The 20,482-nt window shown below is 73.6% G+C and carries 18 protein-coding genes; 11 read left to right on the forward strand and 7 right to left on the reverse strand.

The genetic code is table 11. The features are described from left to right. Nucleotides 1-7 precede the first annotated feature (7 nt). The 7 genes from ACFQS7_RS12405 to ACFQS7_RS12435 all read right to left on the reverse strand — a co-directional run bounded on the left by ACFQS7_RS12405 (nucleotide 8) and on the right by ACFQS7_RS12435 (nucleotide 7,980). On the reverse strand, nucleotides 8-1,675 hold the full coding sequence (locus ACFQS7_RS12405; protein ID WP_380067386.1) for a PQQ-dependent dehydrogenase, methanol/ethanol family: 1,668 nt from the start codon (nucleotides 1,673-1,675) through the stop codon (nucleotides 8-10). A gap of 294 nt (nucleotides 1,676-1,969) precedes the next feature. Next, nucleotides 1,970-3,373: an amidase gene (locus ACFQS7_RS12410; RefSeq protein WP_380067387.1), complete on the reverse strand. Its 1,404-nt coding sequence runs from the start codon at nucleotides 3,371-3,373 to the stop codon at nucleotides 1,970-1,972. 120 nt (nucleotides 3,374-3,493) lie between these two features. After that, nucleotides 3,494-4,516 carry a hypothetical protein gene (locus tag ACFQS7_RS12415; protein ID WP_380067388.1) on the reverse strand — a complete coding sequence of 341 codons (1,023 nt, stop codon included), beginning with the start codon at nucleotides 4,514-4,516 and terminating at the stop codon, nucleotides 3,494-3,496. A 116-nt stretch (nucleotides 4,517-4,632) separates the two neighbouring features. Beyond that, nucleotides 4,633-5,370 (reverse strand): 2OG-Fe dioxygenase family protein, encoded by a 738-nt coding sequence (locus ACFQS7_RS12420; protein WP_380067389.1) that lies wholly within the window; start codon nucleotides 5,368-5,370, stop codon nucleotides 4,633-4,635. Beyond that, nucleotides 5,367-6,134 carry a (Fe-S)-binding protein gene (locus ACFQS7_RS12425; protein ID WP_380067390.1) on the reverse strand — a complete coding sequence of 256 codons (768 nt, stop codon included), beginning with the start codon at nucleotides 6,132-6,134 and terminating at the stop codon, nucleotides 5,367-5,369. Before ACFQS7_RS12425 ends, ACFQS7_RS12420 begins: the two co-directional genes overlap by 4 nt. A 101-nt stretch (nucleotides 6,135-6,235) precedes the next feature. Then, a complete protein-coding gene (locus ACFQS7_RS12430; RefSeq protein ID WP_380067391.1) occupies nucleotides 6,236-7,282 on the reverse strand; it encodes an MltA domain-containing protein in 1,047 nt (348 codons plus the stop codon). Nucleotides 7,283-7,296: 14 nt separating this feature from the next. Continuing rightward, on the reverse strand, nucleotides 7,297-7,980 hold the full coding sequence (locus tag ACFQS7_RS12435) for a Tim44/TimA family putative adaptor protein (RefSeq protein WP_380067392.1): 684 nt from the start codon (nucleotides 7,978-7,980) through the stop codon (nucleotides 7,297-7,299). 133 nt (nucleotides 7,981-8,113) lie between these two features. Here ACFQS7_RS12435 and ACFQS7_RS12440 point away from each other — a divergent pair, with 133 nt between their 5' ends. The 11 genes from ACFQS7_RS12440 (at nucleotide 8,114) to ACFQS7_RS12490 (ending at nucleotide 20,473) form a co-directional block, all read left to right on the forward strand. After that, the gene (locus tag ACFQS7_RS12440; RefSeq protein WP_380067393.1) at nucleotides 8,114-8,695 is read left to right on the forward strand and encodes a histidine phosphatase family protein; all 582 of its coding nucleotides are present in this window, start codon (nucleotides 8,114-8,116) and stop codon (nucleotides 8,693-8,695) included. Nucleotides 8,696-8,764: 69 nt separating this feature from the next. Continuing rightward, a complete protein-coding gene (gene secB, locus ACFQS7_RS12445; RefSeq protein ID WP_380067394.1) occupies nucleotides 8,765-9,232 on the forward strand; it encodes a protein-export chaperone SecB in 468 nt (155 codons plus the stop codon). 354 nt (nucleotides 9,233-9,586) lie between these two features. Beyond that, nucleotides 9,587-10,798 carry a DegT/DnrJ/EryC1/StrS family aminotransferase gene (locus ACFQS7_RS12450; RefSeq protein WP_380067395.1) on the forward strand — a complete coding sequence of 404 codons (1,212 nt, stop codon included), beginning with the start codon at nucleotides 9,587-9,589 and terminating at the stop codon, nucleotides 10,796-10,798. After that, complete coding sequence (locus ACFQS7_RS12455) at nucleotides 10,798-12,042, forward strand: glycosyltransferase family 4 protein (RefSeq protein ID WP_380067396.1); 1,245 nt, start codon at nucleotides 10,798-10,800, stop codon at nucleotides 12,040-12,042. The genes ACFQS7_RS12450 and ACFQS7_RS12455 overlap by 1 nt, the downstream gene beginning before the upstream one ends. Then, nucleotides 12,039-13,124, forward strand: a complete 1,086-nt coding sequence (wecB, locus tag ACFQS7_RS12460; protein ID WP_380067397.1) for a non-hydrolyzing UDP-N-acetylglucosamine 2-epimerase — start codon at nucleotides 12,039-12,041, stop codon at nucleotides 13,122-13,124. Before ACFQS7_RS12455 ends, wecB begins: the two co-directional genes overlap by 4 nt. After that, nucleotides 13,121-14,296, forward strand: coding sequence for a glycosyltransferase (locus tag ACFQS7_RS12465; RefSeq protein WP_380067398.1), 1,176 nt, complete (start codon nucleotides 13,121-13,123; stop codon nucleotides 14,294-14,296). Before wecB ends, ACFQS7_RS12465 begins: the two co-directional genes overlap by 4 nt. Before the next feature lie 48 nt (nucleotides 14,297-14,344). Then, nucleotides 14,345-16,291, forward strand: a complete 1,947-nt coding sequence (locus ACFQS7_RS12470; protein ID WP_380067399.1) for a polysaccharide biosynthesis protein — start codon at nucleotides 14,345-14,347, stop codon at nucleotides 16,289-16,291. 99 nt (nucleotides 16,292-16,390) lie between these two features. Beyond that, nucleotides 16,391-16,891 carry a DUF892 family protein gene (locus ACFQS7_RS12475; protein ID WP_380067400.1) on the forward strand — a complete coding sequence of 167 codons (501 nt, stop codon included), beginning with the start codon at nucleotides 16,391-16,393 and terminating at the stop codon, nucleotides 16,889-16,891. A gap of 435 nt (nucleotides 16,892-17,326) precedes the next feature. After that, nucleotides 17,327-18,304, forward strand: coding sequence for an N-acetyl-gamma-glutamyl-phosphate reductase (gene argC, locus ACFQS7_RS12480; RefSeq protein ID WP_380067401.1), 978 nt, complete (start codon nucleotides 17,327-17,329; stop codon nucleotides 18,302-18,304). Nucleotides 18,305-18,499: 195 nt separating this feature from the next. Beyond that, entirely contained in the window at nucleotides 18,500-19,111 is a 612-nt protein-coding gene (locus ACFQS7_RS12485) for a transposase (RefSeq protein WP_380067402.1), read from the forward strand. A gap of 204 nt (nucleotides 19,112-19,315) precedes the next feature. Next, a complete protein-coding gene (locus ACFQS7_RS12490; RefSeq protein WP_380067403.1) occupies nucleotides 19,316-20,473 on the forward strand; it encodes a DegT/DnrJ/EryC1/StrS family aminotransferase in 1,158 nt (385 codons plus the stop codon). The last annotated feature ends 9 nt before the right edge of the window (nucleotides 20,474-20,482 follow it).

Raw genomic sequence — 20,482 nt, forward strand, 5'->3', positions numbered from 1 at the left:
TTGGCCGCTACTTGGAGACCGCGAAGACCCAGAGCGAGCCGCCGGCCGGCACGGCGGCCAGCCGCTCGTCGCCCGAGAAGATCGAGTAGACCCCGCCGATGCCGACCGAGACGGCGACATACTGCGTGCCGTCCTGCTCCCAGGTCACCGGCTGGCCCTCGATCCCCGAGCCGGTCTGGAACTGCCAGAGCTTCGCGCCGGTATCGGCGTCGAAGGCCTCGAATTCCCCGGTCAGGGCGCCGGCGAAGACCACCCCGCCCGCGGTGGACAGCACGCCGGAGAAGCGCGGCACGTCGCTCGGTGCCTCCCAGCGGGTCTTGCCGGTCATCGGCTCGATCGCCTTCAGGTAGCCGCGCGGTCCCTGCGGCCAGACCCATTCGATGTCGGCACCCCAATAGGTCGCGCCGGCACGGTACTGTTCCCGCGTCGGGGTGTATTTCATGCCCCAGTCGAGCGTATTGGCATAGGCCAGGCCGGTCTGCGGGTTGAAGGACATCGGGCTCCAATTCTTCGAGCCCATCGCCCCCGGCCAGACCTCGACGGTCTGCTCGGTGTCCCGCACATGCTTGGTCACCGCGGCCTCGATCGGCCGGCCGGTCTTCTCGTCCACGCCTTCGGCCCAGGTGACCGTCTTGCCGTACTTGTTGGCCGCGAACAGCTGCCCGTTGGTGCGGTCGAGCACGTAGAAGAAGCCGTTGCGGTTGGCGTTCATCAGCACCTTGGTCGGCCGGCCGCCCACCGGGATCTCCGCCAGCACCATCTCGGCCACGCTGTCGTAGTCGTAGGGGTCGTTCGGCGAGAACTGGAAATGCCACTTGATCTTGCCGGTCTTGGGATCCAGCGCCAGGACCGAGCAGGTGTAGAGGTTGTCGCCCTTGTGGGTATTGGGGTTCCAGGACCCGGCATTGCCGGTGCCCCAGTAGACGGTCTTCAGCTCGGGGTCGTAGGAGCCGGTGATCCAGGCCGAGCCGCCGCCATGCTGCCAGGTGTCGCCCGGCCAGGTATGGGCGCCCGGGTCGCCCGGCCCGGCGACGGTATAGGTGCGCCAGAGATGCTTGCCGGTCTCCGGGTCCCAGCCGTCGATGAAGCCGCGGATGCCGTATTCCGCCCCCGAGATGCCGGTGATGACCACGCCGTCGGCGACCAGCGGCGCGACGGTGAAGGAATAGCCCGGCTTGAAGTCGATGGCGTTCGACCGCCAGATTTCCTTGCCGGTCTTCATGTCGAGCGCGATGACGTTGGCGTCGAGCGTGGTGCGGAACAGCTTGCCTTCGTAGATCGCGCCGCCGCGGTTGATGATGCCGCAGCAGACGATGCGCGGCGTCTCCGGCGGGTATTCCACCTTGGTCTTCCAAAGCTGCTTGCCGGTCTTGGCGTCGACCGCCATGGTCGCGTTGTGCGTCGTCACGTACAGCACGCCGTTGTAGACCAGCGGCTGGGATTCCTCGGCGCGGTTGTCGTCGTAGCTGTAGTTCCACACCGGGGTCAGCCGCTTCACCGACTGCTTGTCGATCTGCTTGAGCGGGCTGAACCGCTGCAGGTGGTAGCCCATGCCGTAGTTCAGGACGTTCTTGGTGTCGTCGGCGCCGCGCAGCAGCTCCGCCGCCGTCTGCGCCTGGCCGGGTGAGGCGAGGCAGAGCGCCGCCAGGAATGCCGCCGTCATCATGCGTCGCATGGTCGTTTCCCCTCGTTCTTCTTGTCGCCGACGCGAAGGCGACGGCGGTCCTGACACAGGGGAGTGCAGCCGGGGCAACCCAATCGTTCAAGTTAAGATTTGCGAAGGATTGGGGTGGTACCCGGCCTTCCGCTGCGTTCCTCCCGAGGCCGCCTGCCGCATCACCCGCCGGGGTGGTGCCTTGCCGGACTCCTGCCCGAATTCGTATACGGGCGCGACGGGGTCTTCAACCCGCATTCCGTGGCATGCGCCGTTCGATCCGCCTGGCGAAGAAGCGGCGCCGCTTCGGCTGTCCTAGCGTGGCTCCACCGGCGTCGGCATCGGGCAGGCCGCCTCGATCGCCTCCGCCGCGGCCAGCGCCAGGTCCTCCCGCCAGCGCGGCGCCACCACCTGCACGCCCATCGGCAGGCCGTCGATCAGGCCGGTCGGCACCGCGACGCTCGGCAGCCCGAGATGCACCGTCGGGAACAACGGCCCCTGCGCCTTGAAGACCCGGGCGAAGTCGCTCTCGTCGAGACCCTGTTCGAAGGGCGGCTCGGCCGAGACCGGGATCACCAGCAGCGGGATCGCCTGCATCCAGCCCGCCCAGGCGCGCTGGTGGGTCGCCTTGGCCGCCAGCAGCCGCATCCATTCGGGCAGCGTCGGCACCGGCGTCTCCGCCATCGCGCCGAAGATCGCCCGCGCCCGGGCATCGGCGAGGGTCTCGAAGCCCTCCTTCATGAAGACCGCCGCCTCGGCATGGATGAAGGCGTTCCAGTCCCCGGCCACCGCGGCGAAGCCGGGCGGCGCGGCGTCCTCCACCGCATAGCCGGCCCGGGCCAGCGCCGCGCCGGCGGCGGCCACGGCGGCGGCGACCGCCGGGTGCACGCCGCTGCCCATCGGGTCGGCGCACAGCGCGACCCGGATCGGCCCGGGCCAGGCTGGCCCTTCCAGCGGCACCGGCGCCTGCCAGGGATCCCGCCAGTCGGGCGCCGCCATCGCCGCCAGCGCCAGCCGCAGGTCGCCGACGCGGCGCGCCAGCGGCCCCTGGGTCGAGAGCAGCTGCGCCGAGAGCGGCCGCTCCGTCTTCGCCCCCGGATTGAAGGCCGGGACGCGCCCCAGCGAGGGCCGCAACCCGGCAACGCCGCAGGCATAGGCCGGGTAGCGCACCGAGCCGCCGATGTCGTTGCCATGCGCGATGGCGCCGATCCCGGCCGCCACCGCCGCCGCCGCGCCGCCCGAGGAGCCGCCCGGGGTATGCCCCGCGCTCCAGGGGTTCAGCGTCCTGCCGTGCAGGTCGTTGTCGGTGAACCAGCGCCAGGAGAAGGCGGGCGTGTTGGTCCGGCCGATGACGACGGCGCCGGCCTTCCGGAGGTTGCCGACCACGGCGCTGTCGGCCGGGGCGATGGCGTCGCGGAAGGCGACCACGCCGTTGGTGGTGGCGCGGCCGGCCATGTCCGCATTCACCTTCACGGTGATGGGCACGCCGTGCAGCGCACCGAGCGACTCGCCGCGGGCGCGGGCCGCATCCGCCGCCCCGGCGGCGGCCAGGGCCTGCTCCGGCAGCGGGTCCACCACCGCGTTGATCGCCGGGTTCACCGCCGCCAGCCGGGCCAGCGCGGCCTCCGTCGCCTCCCGCGCCGAAAGGCTGCCCAGGCGGATGGCGCGGGCGATGTCGGCGGCGTCCCAGCGCCAGGTCTCGGAGGGGAGGTGCTGCATCGGGGGCAATCCTTCGGGCGGGTTCCGCCCAGCCTGGGACAGGTCGGGACGGAGGGGAACCGCCTCCCCGGGCCTGGCCAGCCATTTTCCGCGGGTCGGCCGGGACCCGCGGCGCCGGGCTCAGCCGAGGATGAAGTCGCTGGCCGCCAGCAGCGGCGCACCACGCAGGGTGATCGACATGTCGGCCGAGCTGTCGCCGTCGACATCGACCCGCAGCGTGCCGGAGCCGTCGCCCCATTCCCAGACGCCCCAGGCCTTCACCGGCCCGTCCGGATCGATCCCGGCCCAGTGCAGCACGCCCGGATTGCCCGCCCCGGACAGCGGCACGTCGGCGAGGTCGATGCGGTCGCCGGCCTGCCAGTCCAGCGTGACGGGCGCGTATTTCGGGCTGTCGGCGACGGCGTTGAAGTCCCATACCGTGCCACCGCCACCGCCACCGCCACCGCCACCGCCACCGCCACCGCCACCGCCACCGCCGCCGCCGCCGCCGCCGTCACCGCCGTTGCCGGCCAGCGCCGCGACCGTGCCCGCCATGGACTCGGCCAGGCGGCCGGCGACGGTGTAGGCATCCCAGTAGCCGATATGGCCGAGGGGCGGGTAGCCGGGCCCGTCCATCGCCAGCCCGTCCAGGGCATTGCCGTCGAACCGCGCGTTGAAGCCCGGATCGGCCGAGAGCAGGTCCATCCCCGCCCGGATCGCCTCCGGGCTGCCGCCGGCGGTGAAGGGGTAGTTCACATAGGTGAAGGTGTAGGGGGTGGTACCGGGCCCCTGGCCCAGCGCATCCCGCACCAGCGCCGCATCCGCCCGCACCGCGGCGACCCACTGGCCGGTGGTCACGCCCGGCGTGGCGCCGTCGGATTCATTGTGCATCCACAGCGTGATGGTCGGGTTGTCGCGGAGATCGGCCGGCTGGTTGCGGATGAAGGCCAGCAGCCCCTGCTGCTCGCCGTCCCGCGGCCAGTCCAGGAAGGCAGTGGCCGAATACATCGTGCTGGTGTCGGTCTCGTATTCCGCGAGGATGTGGATGTCGGCGCCCGGCACCCTGGATTCGAGTTGCTGCTCCAGGCTGCCGGCCGCGCCGAAGGCGTTGAAGAGCAGGGCGTTGCTCTGCCCGCGGATAAGCACATTGACGTCTGTCGGCATGTCGGCCTTCCGTGCGGCGCCCGATGCGGGCGCGGGTCCTGCACGGAAACGTATTCAATATTGTAAAAGCTAATCACATTTCTGCTTGATCGAGAGCCGGGAGGCGCGGCTGCCCCTCAGCCCTGCCGCAGGCGCTTCCAGGTGATGACCAGCACGTCCCGGCACGACGGCTTCGCCGCATCCAGCGGCGCCACCGGCGTGACGCCATGCATCACCCGGGCGTCCTCGATGAAGGCGGTGTCCAGCCGGTCGAGCAGGGTGAAGCGGGCCAGTTCCGTCCCCGAGTCGTCGGTGATCAGCGTCTCCCCGCCCGCCAGGTTGGTGCGGGCGATCATGCCGATCAGCACGTAGTCCACGCCGTCGTGGTGGGCGCCTTCCGGGGTCGGGAAGCCGGGCGCGCCGGCCATGGCCTCGATGCGGAACTGGTGCACCTCGACGAACCAGTCCCGGCCGGGGCCGCGCGCATCCGCCACCGCCCGGCCGAGCCCGAGCAGCGCCTGCAGCGGCGCGCTTTCGGCGACGCCGTCCTCCATCGGGCCGAACCAGCGCTCGACCCCGCCGTTCAGCGCGTTGTGGACCACCGCCTGGAAATGCGGCCGGTGCGGGCCGCGGACATGGCCGGGCGCCCCGGCGCGGGCGGTGAAATTGGCGATCCGCCGGCGCCGGTAGCGTCCGCCATCGGCCATGAAGCGGTCGGTCTCCAGCCGCTCCCAGCTTGCCGCGAAATCGTCGAGCGCCGCGGCCGGCACGCCGAGCCGCGCCGCCATCGCCGCGCCGCGGACCAGGGCGTAGCCATGTCCGGTGACCGCCTCCAGCAGCGGGTCGCCGGCGGGCAGGGCCAGGGCGGCGCTCATTCGGTGTCGCCGATCGCCGGCGCCTCGCGCGTGCGGCCGGCCAGGACTTCCGCGATGTGGCGCACCTTCACCGGCGTGCCCTCGCGCTTCAGCCGGCCCGCCATGTTCAGCAGGCAGCCCATGTCGCCGGCCAGCAGGGTGTCCGCGCCGGTCGAGGCGATGGACTTCGTCTTGTCGGTCACCATCCGGGTCGAGATCTCCGGGTACTTCACGCAGAAGGTGCCGCCGAAGCCGCAGCAGATCTCGGCATCCGGCATCTCCTTCAGCGTGACCCCGGCCATGCCGGCCAGCAGCGTCCGCGGCTGCGCCTTGATGCCCAGCTCGCGCAGGCCCGAGCAGCTGTCGTGGTAGGTGACGACGCCGTCGTAGCGGGCGTTGACGCTTTCGACGCCCAGCACCCCGGTCAGGAAGCTGACCAGCTCGAAGGTCTTGGCGGCGAGCGCCTCCGACCTGCCGCGGTAATGCGGGTCGTCCTCGAACAGGCCGGGATAGTGGTGCGAGATCTGCCCGCCGCAGGACCCGGACGGCACCACGGTGTAGTCGTAGGGCAGGAAGGCATCGACCACGGCGCGCGCCAGGTCCTGCGCGGTGCGGCGGTCGCCGGTGTTGTAGGCCGGCTGGCCGCAGCAGGTCTGGGCGTCGGGCACCTCGACCAGGCAGCCGGCATCCTCCAGCAGCTTGATGGCGGAGAACCCGACATTCGGCCGGTAGAGGTCGACGAGGCAGGTGACGAAGAGCGCGACGCGCGGCCGGGTCTGGAGCATGGCTGCAATCTAGGTGCGCCGAGGCCCGGGCGAAAGCGCGCGCTGTGCATGGCGGGGGCAAGGGAAGCTCGGGGAGGCGGTATTCTCCCCGAGCTCCTCATCTATTGCCGGGAGCTGGCATCCGCCGTGCGGGGCAGCAGCACCCAGAGCGCCGCCGGCGCGCGCATCGGGCCGGCCTTGGCCGCGGCCGCGGCGCCCCAGCCCCAGAACAGGTCGCCCCGGCCGGGGCCGCGGATCGCGCCCCCGGTATCCTGGGCATGGACCAGGCGGCGGATCGGCGTGCCGTCCAGCGGATCCCGCGTCACCAGCCAGACCGGCGCGCCGAGCGGGACATGGGCCGCATCCACCGCCAGCGACCGCCCCGGCGTCAGCGGCACGCCGAGCGTCCCGATCGGTCCCTCATCCGGCCGCAGCGCCTCCTGCCGGCGGAAGAAGATGTAGCTGGGGTTGGTCCGCAGCAGCGCCGCGGCCTCGCCCGGCGGCGCCGCGGCCAGCCAGCCGCGGATCGCCTGCATCGACATCGCCTCCCGCGCCACCGCGCCGCGCTCGATCAGCACCCGGCCGATGGCGCGGTAGGGATGCCCGTTCTGCCCGGCATGGCCCAGCCGCAGCACCCCGCCATCCGGCAGCAGCACCCGCCCGGAGCCCTGGACCTGGAGGAAGAAGGCCTCCACCGGGTCGGCATAGGCCAGATGCGGGGCCAGCCCCTCCAGTGCCCCGGCCTCGATCGCCGCCCGGTCGGGCATGACGGTGCCCTCCGGCGGCGGGCCGCGGAGCGGGGCGGGGTGGGCGGCATCGGGGGCCAGCCGGCCGGACAATTCGGGCTCGTAGTAGCCGGTCAGCAGGCCGGCGGCCGCGGGCAGCAGGCGAAAGCGCCGTTCGAGGAAGGCGCGCTCGCCGCCCGCCGGCACCGCCGCCGCCTCGGCGCAGGCCGCCGCCCAATCGGCCGCCCGGTCACCGCCGGGGCCGTCCGCCGCACCGCGCCACGCCGGCGCCCGGCAACTCGCCAGGAAGGGTCGCAGCGCGGCGGCCGCATCCTCCTCGGCCCAGCCCGGCAGGGCCGCGAGATCCTGGGCCGCGGCGCCGCCCGCCAGCAGCAGCACCCAGGCATGGAAAAGGCGCCGCCAGGGGTGACGGCGCCTTCCCATGGTCACGGCCCGGATCAGCCGTGGCTGGTGGCGGTCAGCTTCCAGGCCGGATCGGCCGACCCGACCTCCCGCTGGAAGGTCCAGAAATCGTGCAGCTCGGTGATGGCATCGCTGCCGGTCACCACCTCGCCGTCCCGGCCGGTGGTCATGTTCACCTGGTCGGTGACGAAGCGGACCACGATCTCGGCGATGTTGCCGCGCAGCTCGGCGGTCTCGATCCCCATCTCGTGCACCGCGCGGATCTCGGTGCGCTGCTGCTCGCCGGCCTGCTCGCGGGCGGTGATCGCCTGCTCGAACCCGGCATAGGTCTGCTCCGACAGCAGGGCCTGCAGCGTCTGCCGGTCGCCGGCGGCGAAGGCGGCGACGATCATGCGGAAGGCGCCCTCCGCCCCGGCCAGGAATCCTTCCGGCGTGAAGCTGCGGTCGGCCGCGGCGATGCGGCCGAGCGCCGCGCCCGGCGCGGTGCGCGCGTCGGGGATCACCTGCCGCGTGCCGGACTTGGCCGGTGCGGGGCGCACCTCCTCGGCCACGCCGTCCAGGGTGCGGGCGGCGCGCGGGTCGTAGCCGGGGGCGCGCGGTTCCGGGGCCGGCGGGCGCTCGAACCCCGTCCGGCGGCCGAGCACGCTCCGCAGCCGCAGCACCAGGAAGGCCGCGACCATGGCGAAGAGGATCAGGTCGAGCGGAAAGCCACCCGTCATCGTTAACTCCTTTTCACCTATCTAAGGTCGCGACAGTCCGACCGCAACGCCGTCCCCGGACAAAGCGGCCCAGACTGGACGGTTTCGGGCCATCCCGCTATCGCGGGGCACCCCAGTCCGGAACCGCGCCGCCATGATCCTCCTGCGACACGGTCAGAGCGAATTCAATCTTCGCTTCACCGCCACCAAGAAGGACCCGGGCATCCCCGACCCCCGGCTGACCGAGCTTGGCCACGCCCAGGCGGAGGAAGCGGCCGAGGCGCTGGCCGACGAAGGCCTGCAGCGCATCATCGCCTCCCCCTACACCCGCGCCCTGCAGACCGCGGCGCCGCTGGCGAGGCGGCTCGGCATCCCGGTGCATGTGATGCCGGTGGTGCGCGAGCGCTACGCGTTTTCCTGCGACATCGGCTCGCCGCGCACGGAATTGGCGATGGCCTGGCCCGAGGTGGATTTCAGCCATATCGACGAGGTCTGGTGGCCGGCGATCGAGGAGCCGGATCACGGCATCGAGGCCCGCGCCGCGCTGTTCCGCGGCGAGATGGCGGCGCTGCCGGCCTGGCGGGATACCCTGGTGGTGTCGCATTGGGGCTTCATCCTGGCGATGACCGGTGAGCGCCTGATGAACGGCGACTGGATCCGCTGCGATCCCAGCGCGCCGGCGCCGAGCGGGATCGAATGGCGGCACTATGTCCCGCCGGTGAAGCGGCCGCGCTAGGCGCCACCCTGTCGCCGCCGGCTTCCGCGTGCTAGCCCCCGCCGCCCATCCGCTCCGGAAGTGACCCCCATGTCCGACGCCGCCGCCCTGCCACAGGCCCCCACCGGCCCGCTGGTGCTGAACCTGCAATACACCAAGGACCTTTCCTTCGAGGTCCCCGGCGCCCCCGAGATCTTCTCCACCCTGCGCGAGCAGCCGCGCGTCGACCTGCAGCTCGACGTCCAGGCCCGGCCGCTGCAGGAGGGCGGCAACGTCTACGAGGTCTCGCTGCAGATCCGCGCCGATGCCCAGGCGCAGGAGCAGACCTGCTTCATCGCCGAGCTCGTCTACTGCGGCATCTTCACCATCAACGTGGAGCCCGAGGTGCTGGAGCCGGTGCTGCTGGTCGAATGCCCGCGGCTGCTCTTCCCCTTCGCCCGCAACATCCTGGCCGAGGTGACCCGCGACGGCGGCTTCCCGCCGGTGATGCTGGCGCCGATCGACTTCGTCGCGCTGTGGCAGTCGCGGCGTGGGGACCAGCAGGTGGGGCACGCCTGAGGGCAAGGCCGGGGAGGACGTATCCTCCCGTTGGACGCAGTGCCTCCGACCCTCCCCTGTTTCCGGGAGTCCGGCACTCGCCGCGCGGCGAGTGCCAGGCCGACGAAAAGGAAGGGTGGGGTTTGGGGAGGGAATACTTTTCCCTCCCCAACCTTCCTTCCCGTGATCCTGCGATTCAGACCGACGCTTACGAAGCAAAACTTCAGCAACGAAAGCATCCGGCCGGGCGTTGATCAGCGCCAGGAGAACAACCGGGTAACTTAGGTTTTCTTGTTCACAAGGCGTATCAAATAATAGTTGAATCCACCGGGTCGCGTGCCCATTCTCGGTATGGAACAACGCGGATTCGCCCGCATGGCCGCTGGCCAGCCTGCGCCCAACCTCGGCCCGGTCCTACGCTTCCCCCGCCCGCCCCGCCTGCGTCCGGCCGATCCCGCGGCGCCGCCGCGCATCCTGCTCTCCCCGCCCCACCTCACCGGCCAGGAGATGGCCGCGCTGCAGGCGACTCTCGAGGCCGGCTGGGTCGCCCCCGCCGGGCCGGTCCCCGCCGCCTTCGAAGCCGCGCTCGGCGCCGCCACCGGCTTCCCGCATGTCCTCGCCACCGCCTCCGGCACCGCCGCGCTGCATCTCGGCTACCGCCTGCTCGGCGTGGAGCCGGGCGACGAGGTCTGGACCAGCACGCTCACCTTCGTCGCCAGCATCGCCCCCGCGGTGCAGATGGGCGCCGTCCCGCGCTTCCTCGACGTCGCGGCCGAAAGCTGGACGCTGGACCCCGGCCTGCTGGAACGCGAACTGGCCCGTGCCGCGCGGCGCGGCCGGCTGCCGCGGGTGGTGGTGCCGGTGGACCTGTTCGGCCAGTGCTGCGACCTCGACGCCATCGTCCCGCTCTGCGGCCGCTGGGGCGTGCCCGTGCTGTGCGACAGCGCCGCGGCGCTCGGCGCGGCCCTGCGCGGCCGGCATGCCGGGCGGGGCGCCCGGCTCGCCGCCTTCAGCTTCAACGGCAACAAGATCGTCACCACCGGCGGCGGCGGCGCCCTGGCCTCCGACGATGCCGGGCTGATCGCCCGCGCCCGGCACCTGGCCGGCCAGGCGAAGGAGCCGGCGGCGCATTACGAGCACGAGGTCACCGGCTTCACCTACGGGCTTTCCTCGGTCCTCGCCGCGGTCGGCCTGGCCCAGCTGCCGGCGCTGGCCGCGCGCGTCGCCGCCCGGCGCGCGGTGTTCGAGCGCTACCGCACCGGCCTGCCCGGCTTCGGCTTCGCGCCGGAGCCCGGCTGGGGCCGCGCCAACCGCTGGCTGAGCGTAGCCCTGCCCGGCCCCGGCGCCATGCCTGCCACCCTGGGGCGGGAGGCGCTGCGCCAGGCGCTCGACGCCGCCGGGATCGAGAGCCGGCCGGTCTGGAAGCCGCTGCATCTGCAGCCGGTCTTCCGCACCGCGCCGCATGCCGGCGGGGCGGTCGCCGCCGGGCTCTTCGCCGCCGGGCTCTGCCTGCCCTCCGGCAGCGGGCTGACGACGGAACAGCAGGACCGGGTGATCGAGACCCTCCGCCGGGTCGCCGGCGGCTGATGCGCATCCTCTACCTGCACCAGCATTTCTCCACCCCGGCCGGCGCCACCGGCACCCGCAGCCATGCCCTGGCCCGGGCGCTGGCGGCGCGCGGCCATGCGGTGACCATGGCCTGCGGCCAGTATGCCGGGGCGGTCAGCGGCCTGTCCGGGCCCTTCCGGCGCGGCCGGCGGGACGGGATGGTGGGCCAGCTCCGCGTGGTGGAATGGGCCATCCCCTGCGGCAACGCGATGCCGCTGGCCGCCCGCGCCCGCGCCTTCCTGCGCTACGCCGCGCGGGCCAGCGCGCTGGCGCTCGGCGGCACCTGGGACCTGGTCATCGCCAGCTCGACCCCGCTGAGCGTGGCGCTGCCGGCGCTGGCCGCGCGGCGGCTGCGCGGCACCCCCTTCGTCTTCGAGATCCGCGACCCCTGGCCGGAATTGCCGCGCGCCATGCAGCTGGGCTCGCCGGCGCTGTGGTGGGGCATGGACCGGCTGGCCGATGCCGCCTGCCGCGGCGCGGCGGCGGTCGTCGCCCTGTCGGACGGCATGGCCGGAACCGCCCGGGCGCATGGCGCCACGCGGGTCGAGGTGCTGCCGAACGGCTGCGACCTCGACCTGTTCGGCCCGCAGGTGGTGCCCTGGCGGCCGGACTGCGTGCCGGAGGGCCGGCTCCTCGCGGTCTATGCCGGCGCGCAGGGGCCAGCCAACGGGCTGGTGCAACTGCTGCAGGCGGCGGTGCTGCTGCAGGCCGAGGCCGCGCCGGTGACCCTGCTGCTGGTGGGGGAGGGGGCGGAGGGCGCGGCGCTGAAGGCCCGGGCGATCGCCTGGGGCCTGGGCAACGTGCGGTTCCTGGGGCCGCTGCCGAAGCCGCGGCTGGCCGGGCTGCTGGCCGGCGCCGATATCGGCCTGCAATGCCTGGCGCCGGTGCCGGCCTTCGCCGAGCTGACCGCGCCGAACAAGCTGATGGACTACCTGGCGGCGGGGCTGCCGGTGGTGGCCAACCTGGGCGGCGCCGCGGCCCGGCTGCTGGCCGGGGAGGACGGCGAGGCCTGCGGCATCGCCACCCCGCCCGGCGACGCGGCGGCGCTGGCCGCGGCGCTGTCCGCCCTGGCGGACGACCCGGCCCGGCGGCAGGCGATGGGCGCGGCGGCGCGCGCCCTGGCGGAGCGGCGCTGGGACCGCCGGCTGCTGGCGGCGCGGTTCTGCGCGGTGGTGGAGGCGGCGGCGCGGCGGCCGGCCCTCCCGGCGCTGGCCCCGGCATGACGGCGCCCGAGCTGCACCTGGTCGCGGCGGCGCGGCCCAACCTGCCGAAGCTGGCGGCGCTGTGGCACGCCCTGGCCGAGGCCGAGTGCGGCCTGCGGCCGGTGCTGCTGCATACCCGCCAGCACCAGGACCCGGCGATGTTCGGCGATCACCTGGGCCAGCTCGGCCTGCCGGCGCCCGGGATCGCGCTCGGCGTCCAGGGCCGCAGCCATGCCGAGACCACCGGCCGCACCCTGATGGCGCTGGACTATGTCTGGGCCGCGCGGCGGCCGGCCTGGGTGGTGGTGGCGGGGGACGTGGACGGCAGCCTCGCCGCGGCGCTGGCGGCGCGCAAGCTCCGCCTGCCGGTGGCGCATCTGGAAGCCGGCCTGCGCGGCGGCGACCCCGACATGCCGGAGGAGCTGAACCGCCGCGCCATCGACGCGGTGGCCACGCTGCTCTGGGCGCCGGATCAGGCCAGCGCCGCCCGGCTGCTGGCGGAGGGCCATGCGCCGGCGGCGGTGCGGGCGGTCGGCAACGCGATGGTCGATACCCTGCTGCGCCGGCTGCCCGAGGCGCGCGACCGGCCGCTGCCGGCCGGGCTGGCGCCGGGCGGCTATGGCGTGGTGACGCTGCACCGCGCGGCCAACGTGGACGACGCGGCGGCACTGGCGGCGCTGCTGGCCGGGCTGGGCCGGGCGGCCGCGGCGCTGCCCCTGGCCTGGCCGGTCCACCCGCGCACCCAGGCCCGGCTGGTCGCGGCGGGTCTTGGCCTGCCGCCGGGCGTGCTGCCGCTGCCGCCGCTGCCCTATCTCGATTTCCTCGGCCTGCTGGCGCGCGCCCGGCTGGCGGCGACCGACAGCGGCGGGGTGCAGGAGGAGGCGACGGCGCTCGGCCTGCCCTGCCTGACCCTGCGGCCCGGGACGGAACGGCCGGTGACGCTGGACGCCGGGACCAGCCGCCTGGTGACGCCCGAGGCGCTGCCCGGGGCGGTGGCCGCGGCGCTGGCCGGGGACTGGCCGCGGGCAAGGCCGATCCCGCTCTGGGACGGCCGGGCGGGGGAGCGCATGGCGGCGCATCTGGCGGAGATGCTGGGCCGGTGAGCGCGGTGGCGGAGGCGCCGGCAGGATGCGCCGCCCCCGCGGCGGCGAAGGGCGAGGCCCCGCTGGTCCTGCTGCTCTCGGCCGCGCACCCGCCGGACGACATCCGCGTGGTGCGGAAGGAGGGCGCGGCGCTGGCCGCCGCCGGCTGGCGGGTGCGGCACCTGGCGCCGGGCGATGGCGCCCCGGCGCCGGTCGCGGGCGTGGCGATCGAGACCTTCGCCCGCCGCCCCGGCTGGGCCGGAAGGCTGCGCGCCCTGCCGGCCCTGGCGCGCCGGGCGGCGGCCAGCGGCGCCGCGGTGATCCATGCCAGCGAGCCGGATGCCTGGGCCGCCGCCCTGCTGGCCGGCCGGCGCTGCGGCGCCCGGGTGGTGCTCGACGTGCACGAGCACTACCCGAGCCGGCTCGACGCCCGGCTGCCGGCGCCGCTGCGCCCGCTGGCCCGCGCCGCGCTGCGGCTGGCCTGCCGGCTGGCCGGGCGGGCGGCGGATGCGGTGGTGGTGGCGAAGGACGGCCTCGCCGGGGATTTCGCCGGGGCGGCGCGGATCGTCGCGGTGCGTAATTACGCCGCGCCGGCCGCCGTCGCGCCGCGCCGCCACGCGCCCGGGCCGCTGATGCTGGTGCATGCCGGCGCCATGGGCCGCAGCCGCGGCTGGCCGGTGCTGCTGGAGGCCATGGCCCGGCTGCCCGCCACCGACCGCCTGCGGCTGATCGGCCGCTTCACCGATGGCTCGGAGCCCGCCTTCCTGGCCCGCGCCGCGGCGCTCGGCCTGACCGCGCGCATCGACCGCCTGCCCTGGCTGCCGCACCCCGAGGCCATGGCCCGCCTGGCCGAGGCCGACATCGCCCTGGTGCTGTTCCAGCCGGGCGAGGAGAACCACCGCCTGGCTTTGCCGCATAAATTATTCGACGCCATGCAGGCCGGCCTGCCGGTGATCGCCCCGGGCTTCGCCACGGAGGTCGCCGGCATCATCCGCGCCGCCGGCTGCGGCGTCCTGGTCGACAGCGCCGACCCCGCGGCCATCGCCGCGGCGGTGGAGGACCTGCGCGATGCGGCCCGCCGCGCCGCGCTCGGCGCCGCCGGGCGGCAGGCCGCCGCCACCCGCTTCGGCTGGGCCGGGGAGGCGGCGCGGCTGGCCGCGCTCTACCGCGACCTGGCGCCGGCGGGGCGCTGAGCGGCGCGGCCGGTGGCGTCCGGGCGCAGACCGTCCTATAGCGACCGGATGGCCCGCCGCGCGCCGCATCGCATCCTGCTCAACCTCGCGCTGGATTCCCTCCTCGCCTGCCTGGCCCTGCCGGCGGCGATGCTGCTGGACGCGCCCGGTGCCTGGCCGGAGGAACCCTGGTGGCTCGGCGCCCTGCCCGGCGCGGTGCTGGCGCTGCTGGCCGCCGGCCTGCCGGTGCGGCTGCCGCAGCAATACTGGCGCTATGCCGGCCTGCCCGACCTGCTGGGGATCGTCGGCGCCGCCATCGGCGCCGCGGTGCTGTTCTCGGCCGGGCTGCACATGCTGGATGCCTGGGTGCCACCCAACCCGGCCTTCCCGGCGATCCATGCGCTGACCCTCGGGCTGATGCTGGGCGCGCCGCGCATCGCCGGCCGGCTGCACCATGCCCGCCGGTCGGACGAGACCATCACCGCGCAGCCGGTGCTGCTGGTCGGCGCCGGCGACGGGGCGGACATCTTCATCCGGGCGCTCGCCGCCGAACGCCAGCCCGCCTTCCGGGTGGTGGGGATTCTCTCCATGCGGTCGCGCCAGGCCGGGCGGCGCATCCAGGGCCACCCGATCCTCGGCACCGCGGACGAGATCGCCGCCGTCCTCGACAAGATGAAGGAGGAGGGGCGGCTGCCGGCGCTGATCGTCCTCGCCACCTCCCATGTCCAGGGCCTGGCGCTGGAGCGGCTGCTGGACACCGCCGACCGGCACGGCATCCCGGTCCGCCGGGCGCCGTCCATCACCTCGCTCGACCCCGCGGCGAAGCGGCTGGCCGCGGCGGAAGAGAAGGCCGGACAGCGGCTCAAGCTCGACCCCGTGGCGATCGAGGACCTGCTCGACCGGCCGCAGGTGCCGCTCGACCGCGAGGGCATGGCAAGGCTGATCCAGGGCCGCCGGGTGCTGGTCACCGGCGCGGGGGGGACCATCGGCGGCGAGCTTGCCCGGCAGGTCGCCGCCCTCGGCCCCACCCAGCTCACCTTGCTCGATCACGGCGAATTCGCGCTCTACGAGATCGACCTCGAGCTGCGGGAGCGCCACCCGGACGTGCCGCGCCGCTCCGTCCTCGCCGACGTGCGGGACGAGCCGCGCATGAAGCGCCTGCTGGAGGATATCCGCCCCGAACTCGTCTTCCACGCCGCCGCGCTGAAGCACGTGCCGATGGTCGAGAACAACCCGCTGGAAGGGCTGCTGACCAACGCGCTCGGCACCCGCGTGGTGGCGGATGCGGCGCGCGCGGTCGGCTGCCTGGCGATGGTCTTCATCTCGACCGACAAGGCGGTGAACCCGACCAGCGTCATGGGCGCGTCGAAGCGCCTGGCCGAGATGTACTGCCAGGCGCTCGACGTGGCGGCGCGGTCGGGCGACGGCGGCATGCGCTGCGTCACCGTCCGCTTCGGCAACGTGCTGGGCAGCACCGGGTCCGTGGTGCCGCTGTTCCGCCGCCAGCTCGAGCGCGGCGGGCCGCTGACCGTCACCCACCCCGACATGCGCCGCTACTTCATGACGGTGCGCGAGGCGGTGGGCCTGGTGCTGCAGGCCAGCGTCATCGGCGCCGAGGACCGCGCCGACCAGCCGCCCGAGCTCGCCTCCGGCGGGATCTTCGTGCTCGACATGGGCAAGCCGGTGAAGATCGTCGACCTGGCAAGGCGGATGATCCGGCTGGCCGGCCTCCGCCCGGAGGAGGACGTGGAGATCCGCTTCACCGGCCTCCGCCCCGGGGAGAAGCTCTACGAGGAGCTGTTCCACGGCCAGGAACCGCCGCGGCCGACGCAGTTCCACGGCCTGCTGGTGGCGACGCCGCGCACCGCCGACCCGGCCCTGGTCGGGCGGGCGATCGACGAGATCGCGGCCTCGGCCCGGGCCGGGAACCCCAGGGCGGCGCTGGCGCAGCTCGGCCGGCTGGTGCCGGAATTCGACCACAACGCGGATGGCGACGGGGCGCGGGCGGCGCAGTAGGCGGCGCGGCGCCTCGCCTGGAACGACACCCGTCCGATCAGGTCAGGAACGCATCTGCGCGCCTGCCGTTGGGGATGGCTCGAACCGGAGGAACCATCCATGCCCAATCCCGACAGCCTGAAGGCGGTCTATTTCGACGAGATGAAGGATCTGTGGTCGGCCAACGACCAGATGACCCGCGCCGTGCAGGCGATGGCCGCCAAGGCGCACGACCCGAAGCTGAAGCAGACCCTGGAAGCCTCCGTCAGTGGCATCACCAAGCACCGCGACACCCTGAAGTCCCTGCTTCAGGAGGCCGGCGGCGAGGTGGCGAAGGAGCATTGCGCCGGCATGGAAGGCCTGGTGCGGGAGGCGATGAAGCACACCGGGGACGAGGCGCCGAAGAACGCCGACCTGCTGGATGTGGAGATCATCGCCCAGTACCAGCGCATGTCGCATTACGGCATCGCCGGCTTCGGCACCGCGACGGCCTATGCCGAGGCGCTGGGGATGAAGGAGCACGTGGGCAAGCTGAAGGCGATCGTCTCCGACATCTACAAGGCGGACGAGTATGCCAGCGCGCTGGGCGAGAAGGCGGCGAAGGCGGCACCGCAGGGGTAGGGCGGCGCGCCCGCGGCGGCGATCCATCGCCCGCGGGCCGGGCCGATGGCGCCATGACCGGCCTGCCGCCGCGGCATCGTGTGGCGGCGAGGGCAAAGGCGTGGTCGCAAGTGAGACCCGGTGCGGTGCGTTCGGCATCGCCCCGGCGTGGTCCCGGCGAGGCGGCCGCATGGCCGGGAACCTTCGTTGACGGTTGTTCGCGGGGGCTGCTATCTTCTACCCCATGGGTGACCTTCGCCTCCGCACCGCGAACCGACGCCGTCGCTGCTTCCCGGCGGCGGCTTCCGTGGCTGCGTGCAGACAGGCCCCTCCCCGGTGAGGTCCGCGCCCTAGCGGTCCACCCCCCGAGGCGGCATCAGCCCGCATCTTCGAACCCCCGCAGCCCCTGGCTTCGGGGGTTTTTCTTTGCCTTCACCCCAGCAGCAGGAGCCCACCATGAGCATGCGCGTCGGCATCGTCGGAATCAGCGGTTTTGGCGGCGGCGAGGCGATGCGCCTGATCGCGGGCCATCCGTCCTTCGAACTGGTCTACGCCGCGGGCGAGGGCAGCGCCGGCAGCCGCCTGGTGGACCGCTTCCCCGGCGTGCCGGCCAGGCTGGCCGGGCTGGTGATCGAGAAATGGGACCCGGCGACCCTGCCGAAGCTCGATGTGCTGTTCGCGTCGCTGCCCACGGGCACTTCGGCCGAGGCGCTGGCGCGCGTCCCCAAGGACGTGAAGATCGTCGATATCGGCGGCGACCACCGCTACGCCGAGGGCTGGGCCTACGGCCTGGCCGATGTCTGGCCGGCCGAGATCGAGGGCCGGACCCGCGTCGCCAACCCCGGCTGCTTCCCCGCGGCGACGCTGACCGCGCTGGCGCCGCTGCTGGCCAACGGGCTGATCGAGCCCGGCAACATCATCATCGACGCCAAGACCGGCATCTCCGGTGCCGGCCGGGGCGGCGCCGACAGCCGGTTCGGCTATGCCGAGAGCAACGAGAACCTGATGCCCTACGGCCTGCTGAAGCACGTCCACATGCCCGAGATGGCCCGGACGATCGAGCGCCTGGGCGGCGGCAGCGCGGCCGGGCTGGTGTTCACGCCGCACCTGGTGCCGATGACCCGGGGCATCCTTGCCACCATCTACGGCCGCGGCCGCGCCACCACGGACCAGTGCCTGGATGCGGCGCGGCGCTTCTACGCCGGGCGGGCCTTCGTCCGGGTGACCGACACGCCGCCGCAGACCAAATGGGCGACCGGCTCGAACCTCGCCTTCGTCAGCTATGCGGCCGACCCGGCACGCAACCTGGTGATCGCGATGGGCGTGGTCGACAATCTCGGCAAGGGCGCGGCTGGCCAAGCGGTGCAGAATGCGAACCTGATCTGCGGCCTGCCGGAGACCGCGGGGCTGGATGGCGCACCGGTCTGGCCGTGAGATGCGCGGGGTCCGCCAACCGCCCAGGTCGGACCCTGCGCGGGCATCGGGGAATGGCCCGCCCGCGCTCGCCGCGGCCATGCAGCGCTCCCTGCCAGGCCGCCGGTCGGGAGCGTGGCGCGGCAATGGTCCTGGACAAAAGGAATAAAATCCTCTATCCTGCTCCGTCGTTTCGCTGGCCACGGAGCCTTGCCGATGTCCCTCCCGCCCCCGATCCCAGGCCGCCGCTATACCTCCCGCCGCGCCTGGGCGCCGATGACCGATGCCGAATGGGCCGGGATCCTGCCCCATCTCCGCACCGTCGTCATGGGCGAGGGCCGGCCGCTGCGCGACGCCCGCCACCGCATCGACGGCATGTTCCGGGTCGCCGTCTCCGGCCTGCCCTGGCGCACCCTGCCGGAGGAATACGGCAAGCCCGACACCGTCAGCCGGCATTTCCGGCGGCTCGCGCATATGGGCCTCTGGCTCCGCCTGGTCGGCGCCTGCGCCGACCGGGAGGCCTCGCCGGCGCTGCGGCGGATCGAGTACTTCATCTGCCGCGCCGCCCGCCGCGCCATGCGGATCCTCGGCCAGGAGGGTGCGATGGCGGTGAACGGCATCGGCATGCTCACCGCCCTGCCGGTCTGGCCGATCTACCTGCGCCGCCCGGCCGTCCTGGCCCAGGTCACCGCCATGGTCAGCGCCTGGCTGGCGCCCTTCCGCCGCCGCCCGCCGGAGGATTTCCCCGAGAAGGAGATGCGCAGCTGGCTGCGCGTGATCCGCTTCCTCGAGGGCAAGCCCTGGCACCGCCGCTGGGCCCCGCCATGACCCAAGGTGTCCAGAGGCCTTTCGGCCTTTGGCAGGGGGTCCAGGGGGACGGCGTCCCCCTGGCCTTTGTCCGAAAACGCGACTCCATGGCTTCAGGAAACGTAAAATTCCCCCGCTGGCCCGTTGTTGCACCGCGACATGCGCCTTGATTTTGCGCCCCCGCCCCGCCGCGCTAAGCCAGCCTCGCTGGAATCGAGGCATCGCATGACCACCACCGCCCGCCCCGTCGCCTTCTTCGACATGAAGGCGCAGCAGTCGCTGATCCGGGCCGAGATCGATGCCGGCATTGCCCGCATCCTCGACCATGGCCGTTTCATCCAGGGGCCGGAGGTCGATGCGGTCGAGGCCGCGCTCGCCGCCTTCGCCGGCGCCAAGCATGCGGTCGGCGTCTCCTCCGGCACCGATGCGCTGCAGATCGCCATGATGGCGGAGGGCATCGGCCGCGGCGACGCGGTCTTCCTGCCGGCCTTCACCTATACCGCGACGGCCGAGGTACCGCTGGTGCTGGGCGCCACGCCGGTCTTCGTCGACGTGGACCCGCTGAGCTTCAACATCGACCTCGCCGACCTGGTGCGGCGGGTGGAGCTGGTGGCGAAGCAGGGCCGGCTGCGGCCGCGCGCCGTCATCGGCGTCGACCTCTATGGCCTGCCGGCGAATTGGCCGGCGATCGAGGGGCTCTGCGAGAAGCACGGCATGTTCGCGCTCGACGACGCGGCGCAGGCCTTCGGCGGGTCGCTCGACGGGCGGCGGCTGGGCACCTGGGGCCATGCGACGGCGCTGAGCTTCTACCCGACCAAGACGCTGGGCTGCTACGGCGACGGCGGCGCCATCCTGACCGAGGATGCGGAGCGGGCCGAGCTGTACCGGTCGCTGCGCACCCATGGCGAGGGCAAGAGCCGCTACGACGTGCTGCGCACCGGCATGAACGGCCGGCTCGACAGCATCCAGGCCGCCATCCTGCTGGCCAAGCTGCCGCTGCTGGAGGGCGAGCTCATCGCCCGCCGGAACGCCGCCGCCTGGTACGAGGCGGCGCTGGCCGGCCGGGTGCAGACCCCGCAGGTCGGACCCGGCGCCGAGAGCGCCTGGGGCATCTACACCGTGCTGCTGGAGGACGCCGCCGCCCGCGGCCGGGTCCAGGCGGCGATGCAGGCGGCCGGGATGCCGAGCGCGATCTACTACCCGAAGCCGCTGCACCGGCAGCCGGCCTATGCCGCGGCGCATGCGGCCGGCATCGAGGGCGGCGCGGCGCCGCTGCCGGTCAGCGAGGACCTCTGCACCCGCTGCCTGTCGCTGCCGATGCATCCCTACCTGACGGAGGCGGACGTCGCGCGGGTCTCGGCCGCGCTGCTCTCCGGCCTGTAGAATCGACGC

The organism is Dankookia sp. GCM10030260 (genome assembly GCF_042666655.1).
GTDB lineage: Bacteria > Pseudomonadota > Alphaproteobacteria > Acetobacterales > Acetobacteraceae > Paracraurococcus.